Annotated in this window: 7 protein-coding genes; 1 reads left to right on the plus strand and 6 read right to left on the minus strand. The window is 43.1% G+C overall.

What is annotated here, in order from left to right; all coding sequences use genetic code 11:
• Positions 1-5 precede the first annotated feature (5 nt).
• The 5 genes from I2I33_RS16045 to I2I33_RS16065 all read right to left on the minus strand — a co-directional run bounded on the left by I2I33_RS16045 (position 6) and on the right by I2I33_RS16065 (position 10,213).
• Positions 6-2,585 carry a zinc-dependent metalloprotease gene (locus I2I33_RS16045; RefSeq protein ID WP_087421126.1) on the minus strand — a complete coding sequence of 860 codons (2,580 nt, stop codon included), beginning with the start codon at positions 2,583-2,585 and terminating at the stop codon, positions 6-8.
• A gap of 128 nt (positions 2,586-2,713) precedes the next feature.
• Complete coding sequence (locus I2I33_RS16050; protein ID WP_087421125.1) at positions 2,714-3,649, minus strand: hypothetical protein; 936 nt, start codon at positions 3,647-3,649, stop codon at positions 2,714-2,716.
• 22 nt (positions 3,650-3,671) lie between these two features.
• Positions 3,672-5,168, minus strand: a complete 1,497-nt coding sequence (locus tag I2I33_RS16055; protein ID WP_162613778.1) for a RagB/SusD family nutrient uptake outer membrane protein — start codon at positions 5,166-5,168, stop codon at positions 3,672-3,674.
• Between the two features lie 11 nt (positions 5,169-5,179).
• Positions 5,180-8,842: a SusC/RagA family TonB-linked outer membrane protein gene (locus I2I33_RS16060; protein ID WP_229128341.1), complete on the minus strand. Its 3,663-nt coding sequence runs from the start codon at positions 8,840-8,842 to the stop codon at positions 5,180-5,182.
• A gap of 168 nt (positions 8,843-9,010) precedes the next feature.
• A complete protein-coding gene (locus I2I33_RS16065) occupies positions 9,011-10,213 on the minus strand; it encodes a FecR family protein (protein WP_162613777.1) in 1,203 nt (400 codons plus the stop codon).
• A 155-nt stretch (positions 10,214-10,368) separates the two neighbouring features.
• Between I2I33_RS16065 and I2I33_RS16070 the strand changes: the two genes are divergently transcribed.
• Complete coding sequence (locus tag I2I33_RS16070) at positions 10,369-10,881, plus strand: RNA polymerase sigma factor (protein WP_087421122.1); 513 nt, start codon at positions 10,369-10,371, stop codon at positions 10,879-10,881.
• Between the two features lie 626 nt (positions 10,882-11,507).
• Here I2I33_RS16070 and I2I33_RS16075 read toward each other — a convergent pair.
• Positions 11,508-12,158: an HAD family hydrolase gene (locus tag I2I33_RS16075; RefSeq protein WP_087421121.1), complete on the minus strand. Its 651-nt coding sequence runs from the start codon at positions 12,156-12,158 to the stop codon at positions 11,508-11,510.
• Positions 12,159-12,578: the final 420 nt, after the last annotated feature.

Genomic DNA, 12,578 nt, shown 5'->3' on the forward strand with positions numbered 1-12,578 from the left:
TTTTTTTATTTAGTTTGTGCCTGTTTACCCAACATCTGTTTCATCGCGAAAAGCATCGCCTCGTAATGCGGTAAATCCTCGGCATCAAAACTTTTCATTTTAGATTCCAGCAAATCCCGGATACGTAACACCATCTGATAGTAGTACGTGGCGGACTCGTCGAGATTCGTGACATCGAGAGGTCGTTGCCACCCGTAGCCCGTCCCGAAATGCGTGGTCAAAAGCAATTCATCCAACCCATAGCACTCCGCGTCCAGTGCCGAAGGAGCGTATAATTCACGGAATAACTCTTCCGTGTCATTCCCCGCTATACCCAAGCGATTACCCCCGACCTTACGCATCTGCTCGTTCAATTGATCCAACAGCAGACGTTGCAAAACCATATCTCCCGTAGTTAACTTTCTATTTTCAAGAACACTAGCCCATATACCGCAATACAGGTCATCAAAATATTCCTCCATCGAGTAGGGTTCATCCGATAAAGACGCCGCCAAAGCCACACGCCGGGAAGCTGCCATCAGCTGCTTGCCGACAGCCTCCACCACCACGGGCGAGGACATTATCCCCAGAGGGAATTTCTTCAACAATACCTGATTATCCAACCACTCGCAGTCCCGCAATTGTTCTAACGTCCAGGCTACCGATGCCTTCTGTTTCTCCCGTTCCACGGGGCGGAAACGCTCGGGCGATAAGCTTTCCTTAGCATCCGAGAGATAGATTCCCCCGATATTATAAATTACATTCCGGATATAACGATAATACTGGTTCACCATCTGCACGTACAGAACCCGCCGAACGGTTACTTCCGGATCATCCGCGATCCATTCGTCCAAATGCGACAGTATATACTTCAAATTCTGTATGCCGTAATTCCCCGCCTTCATCGCGTCATCTCCAAAATCTTCCTCCAAGGCGGTAGGATCATAGCGTCCGGCAATCTGCTGCCGTCCATACCGGAGCATCGGATCGTTCACCTTCTCGTCCACCCAAGTTTCCAACACTTTCGCCTCCTCCCATATCGTAGACACGCCATACACGGGACTATACAGCCAGTTAATCACAAACTCATCATACACGCCCAAATCCGGAGGTGTCAACTTCACACCCCGATCCCCGGGTTGCGCCACGTAATTGAAACGGGCATAATCCATGATCGAAGGAGTCGTCCCGTATTTTGCCGTGAAACTTGCCGAACGCAAAGAGTCCACCGGATAGGAAGCTGAAGCCGACATATTATGCATCAATCCCAAGCAATGCCCTATCTCGTGAGCGATCACGTAGGTCAAAGATTCATTCAATAATGCTTCCGGCAACTCCTTACTTCTCACGAGCGGATCGATCTGAGCCGTCTGCACGAAACGCCAGTTCCTTAACATTTGGGTCACGTTGTTGTAAACCAGTACCGAGGCATTCAATATCTCTCCCGTTGTCGGGTCTACCCACGAGGGGCCCATGGCATTCGCCACGCCCGTGGGGACGTAACGCACACAAGAATATTTCAAATTATCGGGATCAAAAGACGGATCGTCCTTCGGGAAATCCCGTACTTGCATCACGTTCTTGAAACCGATCTTCTCGAAAGCCTGATTCCATCTCAATATTCCTTCCCGGATCGGCTGTTTCCATGTTTCCGGAAATAAGGTATCCACGTAAAAAACAATCGGTTTCACGGGTTCTGTCAATTCCCCTCTACGATAAGCCTCCACGTCACTCGGCTCCACCCACCAACGGTTAGCGTAGGAATACCTTTCCGTGGGAACCCCCTCGTCGGAAATATATGATTTCGACGTTAAAAACACCCCAACTCGTCTGTCCGATACCCGGGGAGTCATCTTTCTTTCGGGTAGCAAAAGCAATGACCGGGTAGCCAACACGGTCAGAGGCTGATCGGTCACCACTCTCGCTTTGTTGTAAGTAACACTATATTTATAGACCAATTGAGATTTCACAGACATATTATCCTCAAACGCCTTTACCTCCCGGATGGAAGAAAGATCCTTCGTTAACGATTTAGTCACCTCCATCAACCCGCTTCCTTTAGGCACGGGCGACAACGCCGCCTCCTCATCCAGGAATATCCCCGTCATATCGAAAACCACCGCCAAACTATCCGGCGAATAAGCCAAGACCTTGTATTGCGCCATGACGGGATCACCAAAATTCTGTTCCATGATCCTATCTATCCGCTCCCCAGCGGATTTTGTTGCCACCACGGCATTCACCTTCCTCATCTGCACGGTACTATCTTCCAGTGTAAACCGGATATGCATCGGGGTATTCTCCTTATACCCGTTCGTGCAGACACTATTGTCCGTGGACGCCGTCGAAGTCGCTGCCAATAGCAACTCCCTTCCCATAAACTTTAAAGGATACTCCAAATACACCTTCCCGTCTACCCGATGCACCGTCACAAAGCCACCCCTCGCCGTCTCGTACTTCTTTCCTTTAAACAACTTGTCATACTTGCTCGGTTCCACCGTCGCCTCCTCCGGCACCTTTTTCTTCTTCCTCCCCACCGCCTCCGCGGAAAAAGCAACCGGCAGAATCCACAGCAAAGTCAGACTCCATACAATCCATTTATTCATACATACTGTTTTAAATTATAATAATATCCCTGTTTTACAAACAATAGAGTTCCCTATCTTCAAGATGAAAGGCTTAAAAAAAACCTCATCTTGAAGTAAGATCAAACACTAAAACACAGTTAATACAATTATTTCAACGCTGCTTTCAAATTTTCCATAGCAGTCTTCATCAACTCGTATTTCTTCATGACGTATTCGTAAGAACCGTACTCCGTTTCAAAAGCCTCATCGTCCTCCATCAATACCTCTGTCACATAGTCCACTACATCTGCACGCTCGCCGACTGTCGTCACTCGCTTACTTGAAACACTATATTGAGTTTCTTTATTATATGACAAAAAACCGTATTCCTCCAAATCGTCCACGTAAGGTGGTGTAGAAGAAGAAGTCAGAGCTAATGCATACAAGTTAACACTAGTAACTTCGGCACGACACACATTCAAAAACGTTTCTAACAACGAATAGGAGTTTTCCATTAAATAAGTTGTATATTCCTCAGCTGCAATTTCACATGCCATTCGTTTGATTTCAGCATCCGTCATTTCACCAATCTCCTCTACTAAACTCACGCAAGACGTCATCATTCCCCGATAAGCACACTCCTCATGCTGATATGAACTCGAACCTGATGCATTCAATGTCAATTTGTTCACCAACAAAAATGAACGGGGATACAATTTAGAAGAAACCAACCTCGGGAAAACCTCATCCCGAATAAATTCCACCCCGACAATGATCGTTTCCCGATCGTACGATAACTCGTACTTCGCATACTCGGTTGAACTCTCGATAGAGTAATTCGGGTTCAGCACTTCATAATAAATAATAGGCAATCCGGTATAATCCACTCCCCGGTTCTGACTCCCGATCGTATCGTTATAGAATACCGGGATACCATACGTCTGATACACCGTATATCGTAAATGATCCAACGGATCCTCCGAGTCTGTCAACACATACCAATCCCCATCCAGATCCGACGGAGAAAGATTGTCATCATCACCGCAACCAAACAGAGATAAACATCCCCATAAGCCAATAATATATAATAATTTTGTCCTCATATTATACTTATTTCATTATTAATTAATTTTCTCTATCCGGACGAACATTATCCTCCAATTCACCTTCATTCGATTCTAACGCATAAGATGGCATTGGCAATAGCCATCCCCCGTCCTCGGGATATTCACCCAATACGTAAGTCTTTTTCAAGACAGCCGTACCATTATCCCATTCATAATAATCATGCGTGATGGTTGTTTTTTCCGGATACGTCGGATGTACAGCATAACGTCGCAAATCAAACCAACGTTGCCCAGCCCCACAAAGTTCTCGTCTACGTTCATTTCGAATAAACTTTATTAAACCTTCACCTGTTTCATTTATTGTCCCAGCATCACTCATTCTTTTACCTCTCATATCCTGCAAAGTTGAAATAGCCTCTGATTCCCGCCCCAATAAAGCCAGTGCTTCTGCTTTATTCAAATACACCTCAGAAAATACTAAACTATTTCCAGGCAATTTCGAAGCACCAACCAATCGATGTGATGCATAATACCCATTATTATATTGGAAAAAATAAGAGTTTTTACCTGATGAATATCTCAAATCATTCTCTTCATCATATAATGCCAACAATTCCGGAGAAGCAGCATAAGATAGATTCGTCGTTATCTGAGCAACCCCACTCGTGCAAAACCCTCCAGCGAATATCGCTTCACTACTTGAATTCGATCGAATTAAAACGTTATAGCTACTACTACTAGTACCAGAATAAACAGTTTGTGTTGTAGTATTAAAATCTATCAAACCAAGCCCTTTAGGCGAATTAAAGATAGAATCACATTGGTTCACCACAGTATTCCAATCTCCCATGTATAAAGCTGTCTTTGCCAACAATGCCCGAGCTGCATTTTCTCCTGCCCGATAACTTGTAACCGGCGTTATCCCGTTCAAATAATATATCGCCTGTCGGGCATCAGACAAAATTTGCTGATAACATTCCTCTACCGTACTTCGGGCAAACCCCTTCACTTCTACATAATCCGTAAGTTTTATCGGTACACCTAATTTTTCATTAGAGGTTTTCGCATCATAAGGGTGTCCCCAAATATTTGTCAAATAGAAATAGCAATAAGCTCGGATAAAATAAGCTTCCCCTTTAACACGAGCATAATCATCTTCCTCCCTAAAACGTTCAACATCTCCAAGTATCAAGTTCGCAATCTCTATTGATTCGTACAATCTAGCCCATGTTTTATTTCCACCGATCCGATTCGGGTAATCATCATCCCAAGGATAGTCTGTCCATTTAAAAAAAGGAGCCACATAAACAAAATTCACCAAAGCCGAATGAGTACCCGTCAACTTTTGTTGCGTATCATCGTCCATCACCTCTAACCAGGTCATCGTATAATAGGTACCCCTTGCATTCTGTAAATACCCGCTTCCTACTAATAATTCATCTAAATCCTCCACACTGGTTACATAGGATAATGTCTGAGAATCCTCTTCCAAAAAATCTCCACAAGAAACACATCCTAAAACTAATATGATCAATAGCGTATATATCTTATTCATAACCATATTCTTTAAAATGTTACATTTAAACTAAACGAATACGTCGGACGTATTGATTGCGTGATCGTTGACGAATTACCGGTTTGCGTCGTCGGATCTTGCCCTTTCAATTTTTTACTGCTGAAAGTATACAGATTTGTGCCTGACAAAGAAATGTATGCTGCCTTCATGTGTATCTTTTTACAAAATTTCTCCGGCACATTGTAACGCAATGCAATGTTCTGAATTTTCAAATAATTTCCACTCACGACACGTGCACTTGAATAATCATACATCTGCCATATATTCTCAGCTACCACCTTGCGGTTTACTGTTCCGTTATAAGCTGTTTTTTTCCACCACGGATTAGTTCCCAAGGTCGCCAAGAAATCTGAATTACTAAGGATTCCCGGGATGTTGGTATACATCTCATCTCCCGATCGTTTCCAACGATTTGAAAATTCAGACCGCATATTCTCCATGGGATTGGGAGCCATTGTTCCATTATCCGAGCTGATATTCGGGTACAATCTCAACATCCGGATTTTAGATCCAAGGCTATAAGACATATTAATAGACAATGTGAATCGATTGTATGTAAAAGTATTTATCAAACTGCCTTGCAACGTGGGCACCCGATTGCCAGAATATTCCATCACAGACATATATCGTTCCTCGTTAGACATCAACTTAAACTGCTCTCCATAATCCACTTCTTCGCCATTCACAGTAATCTTTTGTTCCAGATTCGGAAATATTGGACGTCCATCTATTGGATCAAGTCCCATAAATTTATAAGAATAGAATCCATTTATAGAACGATTTACAGTCTGCACTGTTCCATTCAAGTAATCCGAATATGTAAGATCGGCATCATCTTTTAAACTTTTGTCTGTTGTTGAAGTAGCATTATCAATTAATTTATTGATTACCTGTCCCAACTGAGGGTCAAATCTCCAACGAAATCCTTTCCCGTCAGCCCCCATCGTGTTGACAGGAATAAAATTCAGCGACAACTCGTACCCTTGGTTCACCATAGTTCCCTGATTCACTTTGTAACTAGTTACCCCGTTTACCTCGGACACGGTTTTATCCATGTAGGCATCCTTTGTTTTCCGGTAATAGTAACTCACGGAACCAGTAATTTTCCTCTTTAGTAATGAAAAGTCTAGTCCCACGTTGACATTCGCCGTCTTTTCCCATTTCAAATCGGGATTCGGATAAGCGGAAACCGTGGAATAAAACTGATCAAACAAGTCACTGGATACCGTTGATTTTTTAATGACCAATCTCGATGGCACACTTGGCACATTTCCCTGATAACCGAATGACACCTTTAACGCCAAATCATTAATCCAACGAACTTCTCTCAACACGTTTTCCGTTAGATTCCAACGACCCGCTAAAGCCCAGATCGGGAAGAATTTCTCGTTCGCCCGGCTACCAAATTCGTTAGAAAAATCCACACGTGCATTTACGCTGAAATTATATATGTTTTTATAACTATATCCCAATGTCATATAAGCAGAAACATCATTCGTCAACTGTTTGGTATAAGCCCCTAGTGCAGCAGTAGACTGAGACCAAATCATGTATTCTCTATAAGTATTATTTTTCAAATCATCCGTTGGAACAGATTGTATTGCATTTCCTCTATCTCGGAAAATACCGCGGGTCGTTTTGGCATAAGTATTATACTTGTTAGACTTCACCTCGAAACCGGCACTTCCATTCAACACGTGCTCTTCATTTCTATCAACAGCCTGATTATAATCCACTTGAAAACGGACAGTATAACTGTTACGCTCTACCCGACTATCTCTCTGTTCTCCACCCCAAGGCAACAAAGTATTTGTCTTCCACCAGGTTTCCGTTGAAGCCCCGTAAGACTTATTCAAACTCCGACTATAATAAGTATCAGCTCCATGCCATGTTCCCGAATTGGAATTCGAAAAACTGTAAGCCAATAATACCTGCGCCTTTAATATCGGTAAAACCTGATACGCCACGCTAGACTGGAAAGTCAAGGAATTCTGATTCGTCAGTGTCGAAGAATTTGCCATATCTTCTAGTATATTCTTCGGATAATAATAAGATTCTCCATCGATCTCTTTCTCTATCTGGTAATACCAATAACTACCGTCATCATTTCGTGCAGGCACAGCCCGGCTCGTGTTGTACGCAAACTCCGTTACACCCACATCTTCAGGAATATATTTTCTCTTGGAAACACTCCCTTGCAACCCGAAACGCACCGTAAATTTATCGAAGTTACCCGTCAAATTGACATTGGTCGAATATACCCGGTTACTCTCCCCCTTCACACTTCCAGTAACATCATTTAACCCAAGAGAAGCGTAATACCTCAACGCGGAAGAACCTCCGGAAAGACTTAACGTGTGCTTGTGCGAAAAAGCATCCTGCATCAGAATATCGAACCAATCAGTATTCATCGTTTCATACTTATCCACCAATGATTTATATTCCGAGTACCCGATTTGCCCTTCGATATAGTCCCTGTATGCCGCTTCGTATCCTACCCAGGAAGTGATCTTGGGGTAAGCCAACCGATTTTCGATCATATCCCGAGAAAAAGCAACGCGCTCTCTGGAATTCATCACGTTCACGCTCCGATCGCTATATCTCGGACGCTGGGTAAAAGATCCGGACACGGAATACATCACCGAAGGAGGTCCCTGTTTACCGGCTTTCGTGGTAATCACGATCACGCCATTTGCGGCTTTTTTCCCGTAAATAGCCGTAGCCGCCGCATCCTTCAACACGTCGATCTGTTCGATATCCTCCGGGTTCAAACCGGAAATAGCGTTACCCAACAAATTCACGAAATCCAAATCATTCAGATTCTCCGGATCCACGTTCACCGGGTCTTCCTGGATCACACCATCGATCACCCAAAGCGGTTCCTGCGATCCCAGAATCGTGGATGTACCCCGGATACGTAAACGCGGAGCAGCCCCAATCTGTCCCGAATTTTGCATAAAGATCATTCCCGGCACGTGCCCTTCCAACATCTGATCGATCGTTTGCAGACCGGGAGTGATAATATCCTCCGCCCGGATAGAAGTGATCGCACTGGCATTTTTACGTGCATCGATTCGTTGGTATCCCGTATTTACGACCACTTCCTCCAACTCCGACACGACCTCTTTCATCACCACGTTGATCGTATCCTTGCCCGCATATTTTACTTCCTCGGTTTCCATTCCGATAAATGAAAAGAGAAGTGACAAATTATCCACCCGAGGCAAATTCAAAGAATAATGTCCATTATTATCCGTGCTTGTCCCCATCGCTAAGCCCTTGACAATAACGGTTACACCGGGCAATATCGCCCCTTTTTGGTCTTTCACCGTACCGGAAATACGAACAGATTTTACTTCTGTACCCGGCCCCACCGCAACTCTGCCATTCCGTTCCGTACAAGTCAGGCGAGTTCCCTTAATGCACTCCTGCACAGCTTGCAACACGGTCACATCCTTCAAGTCGACGGTAATCCTTTGGGTTTCCCGGGTTACTTCCTCCCGCTTAAAGATAACGTTGTTCTGGCTCAGTCGATTAATCTCCTCCAATGCCTGCAGCACGGTTGCGTTCTCCAATCTCAAGGAAATTACTTTTGTAGTCCTTTCTTGCCCGAAAGCTGAACTTGTCGTGAGCGGAATAATTGTCAGTAACATGCAAAACAATGTTAAACAATACCTCCACCAAACACGAAAGTTCGAAAAAAACTTCTTGTTCAGTTCTTTTTTCATAAATTTGTATTCTTAAAATGAAACACTATCCTTGTATTATAACAAGGTCTTTGTAAATGGAGAGGTCCGCGAAACTTCTCCATTTTTGTTTTCCTACTTTTTCTCAATAATATACACTACATCTTTCTCTATTTTAAATCGAGGTCCACCCGTGTATGTCAATGTTTCCAATATTGACTCCAAAGGCTCGTCCTTACTCAAACGACCACTAAAAGTATGCTCGAGAGTATTCTCGTTATAAATAAATTTCAATCCATACCATCTTTCCAATACACGGGTTACCACCATGATATTTTCATTATCAAACATAAAAGATCCTTGCCGCCAAGCGGTAAAATTCTCAGCATTCACCTTCTTCACGCCCATTTTTTTTCCTTCTTTCTGCCATTCGCACTGCATCCCAGGAGTCAACTCCACTGATTCATTCTCTTCACCGACAGCTGATACCTTCACTTTTCCGGTCAATAGGGTGGTAAATACACGTTCTTCATTATCGTATGCCTTTATATTAAAGGAGGTACCTAATACCCGAGTCCGCACGTCTTTCGTCTCCACGACAAAAGGATGTGCCGCATCCGGCTCTACCTCGAAATACGCTTCTCCCTTCAGTCTTACCACCCGCTCCTTCCCAATAAAATCTACCGGAAAATCCAACTCGGACTCGGCATTCAACCACACTTTAGTTCCATCGCTCAGGATAAAGAAGTAATCCCCCCCGACAGTCGTGATAATCCGGTTCCGCTCTTCCTCGACACGTGCCTCCAAGGTGTCCTGTTTCTTCTGGTAGGCCAACTGATTTCCCTTCTTTATAATTGTTGCCTGCCCGATATATATACTGTCGATACCCTGGCGAGCAAGTCCTATCGTCTGCCCATCCGAAAGTACCAGCATCACTTTTTCATTTACAGCCTGTTCCGGATTATTCTCCACCAAAGCAACAGGCTCCCGATCCCCGTAGTTCAAAAAGAAACCACCTAAAATGATGCCGATCAGACAGGCTGCCCCGGCTACTGCATACCATTTCCGAAGCACACGCCGTTTTCTTGTTTCCCTCTTTTGAATCCGTTCCCGTACCTGGGCCGACACCGCCTTCATATCAGTAACCGCTTTCACGTCCCCCTCTTTTCCCCAATATTCAGCGATACTTTTCCCTGAAACAATCTTCTCGTATAGGAGACGATGTTCCTCTTTTTCAGCGATCCAATTTTCCACCCGTCGCTTCTCATCCTCCGTCGCTGTCCCGAATCGGATTTTTAAAATGATTTCTGCTATTATTTTTTCCTGATTATAATCCATTCTTCTCGTTATTTTCTTAAAGACACCAAGAGTATCCGATTTGTATGAATGGAAACACGATTTTTTTTCAAAATTTATTTGGAATGAAAAAAAATAACTATACTTGCAATAATTTCCCGGACTTGTAAGAATTGACATTCAATACACACCAACCGATGAATAACCCTATTGAATTAGAACAATTTATACAAAGACACTACACAACAATCTGCACGATCGCCTTGAAATTTGTCGGCTCTTCCGACATCGCTCAAGACATCGCCCAGGATGTGATTGTCAAATTTTGGGAGAATCGGAAACAATACAAAACCCTCGAATCCGTGGAAAATTTCTTGTTTATCATGACAAGAAACGAATCCCTCAATTACATCCGAAGTATAAAAAGGGAAAACGACCGTTACAAGCAAATATACCCGGGCGAACAAGATGATACCGACATTCTGGATAAAATCATAGAGGAAGAAGCCAATCAAATATTAATCCACGCCATCCGGCAGCTGCCTCCTCAAAGCGAACGTATCATTCACCTCACCCTTGCCGGAAATAACGTGAAAGAGATAGCGGAAATTCTCGCCGTTTCCGTCAACACGGTACGTACTCTCAAATACGGAGCCATCCGCAAATTGCGGGAATACTTTATTGCTAGGAATTACAATGCAGAATTTTAACCCATAACAACAATAGAGAAAGAAAAAACAAAGACAAACCCCACATCACTCTCGAGCTACTCTGCGTGAACTATTTGTTGATCTTGTATGCAATAATTTAGCGATTTTTGAACTAAGATCTCAACAAACTCACGAAATATATTCAAGATAGGCTCTCCTACCCATTATTTTCATTACTAAAAATATATAAATACTTTTTTCATTCCCACAACTTCTACCTCATTTTTTATTCTCAATTCGTATCTCTACAATTTTAATACACACAAATAAACTGGTTTACATTATATTTTCAAACAACATGAATCCAGTATTATAAAGAGCAGCCTTAATTCTATATCCATACAACCATTTACCCAAGAATACATTAAATTTCATAAACTTGGGTAACTAATAACGTAAGTTCGATATAATCACCGGAAATAACTTCTAATAAAATTAAGGGAAATCCCACGGTAATCCTAGGGAAATAATCTCACTTATTCGAAGATCATTCGACACTTATTCGAGACTCACACATTACGGGATGACTAAGCTCTGAATAAGCCTCGAATGCTCTCCGTGGGAGTGAGATTATTTGGGTTAAATTACTCCTTTATCTGGGTTGAATTTGAGTAATATCACGATTACTAACGAACCCACCTCATAATCTCGCAAGGTTCGGCGGCAATGTATTGAGCCCCGTTTGCCAATAATTCTTCCCGATCACGGAATCCCCATGTCACCCCGATCGAAGTTACACCGCTATTTACTGCCGTTTGCATATCCACGCCGGAATCTCCCACGTAAAGGACCTCCTCTTTCGTGACTCCTGCCTCTTTCATAATATCGAAGACAATCGTGGGATCAGGTTTCACGGGAATCCCCTCCCGTTGTCCATAAACAAAATCAAAAAGTCCCTCACCGAAATATTCCGGAATTAACTCTTTTGTAGCCGCATGATATTTATTAGAAGCCACGGCTAACAATAAATGACGACGTTTCAGCGTCTTCAGTAACTCACAAATCCCATCATAAGGAGCCGTAAAGTCAGCCTTATGCTCGGCATAATAAGCCATGAAATCTTTCCGGATCTTCAACATATTCTCGTGCGAGCGTTCTGCCTCCGGCAATGCCCGTTCAAGCAACTTGTCAATTCCGTTTCCCACGAAATAACGAAAAGCAGGCAATTCATGTGTCGGATACCCATGTCGCCGTAAAGCATAATTCGTACTCGTCGCCAAATCCTGTAAAGAATTCAACAATGTTCCATCCAGATCAAAAATTACCAACTTCGTCATAGTTCCTCTATTTTTTAGTGATGACAAAAGTATACATATCCGGGGAAACGGCAAAATCGAGTTGCGCGTAGACACGATTCGCAACATTCATTAACACGATTCTTAATTAATGTTCAATACAATACAAGTAAAGTTCGCAGTTCCCCATCATGTTCCATCACTTATTTCACTATATTTCAGCACATTCTCTCCCGTATCCCGCCGTACCTTCACTACTAACTTAACGATAAGTCATCGATAAGTTACCGATAAGTCATCGATCCTCAGCCGACAAGTTATAGTCAATCAAACCTGAACTTTCTGCCAAGATACAGGCGAGACAGGCTTGCAACTACGATAAAAGGGCGCATAGTAAAAAAGCTGTGTTTAGGCATAAAGGTTGCATAGGCGGAAGATGAAGAATTTGGTATCGTTGACCCC

This window comes from Butyricimonas sp. BSD2780061689_150309_C8 (genome assembly GCF_015560935.1).
Taxonomy (GTDB): domain Bacteria; phylum Bacteroidota; class Bacteroidia; order Bacteroidales; family Marinifilaceae; genus Butyricimonas; species Butyricimonas paravirosa.

What these genes read in the sequence shown, in the direction of transcription:
- I2I33_RS16045 (WP_087421126.1), bottom strand. Translation starts at nt 2,585, where the DNA reads ATGAATAAATGGATTGTATGGAGTCTGACTTTGCTGTGGATTCTGCCG.
- I2I33_RS16050 (WP_087421125.1), bottom strand. Translation starts at nt 3,649, where the DNA reads ATGAGGACAAAATTATTATATATTATTGGCTTATGGGGATGTTTATCT.
- I2I33_RS16055 (WP_162613778.1), bottom strand. Translation starts at nt 5,168, where the DNA reads ATGAATAAGATATATACGCTATTGATCATATTAGTTTTAGGATGTGTT.
- I2I33_RS16060 (WP_229128341.1), bottom strand. Translation starts at nt 8,842, where the DNA reads ATGTTACTGACAATTATTCCGCTCACGACAAGTTCAGCTTTCGGGCAA.
- I2I33_RS16065 (WP_162613777.1), bottom strand. Translation starts at nt 10,213, where the DNA reads ATGGATTATAATCAGGAAAAAATAATAGCAGAAATCATTTTAAAAATC.
- I2I33_RS16070 (WP_087421122.1), top strand. Translation starts at nt 10,369, where the DNA reads ATGAATAACCCTATTGAATTAGAACAATTTATACAAAGACACTACACA.
- I2I33_RS16075 (WP_087421121.1), bottom strand. Translation starts at nt 12,158, where the DNA reads ATGACGAAGTTGGTAATTTTTGATCTGGATGGAACATTGTTGAATTCT.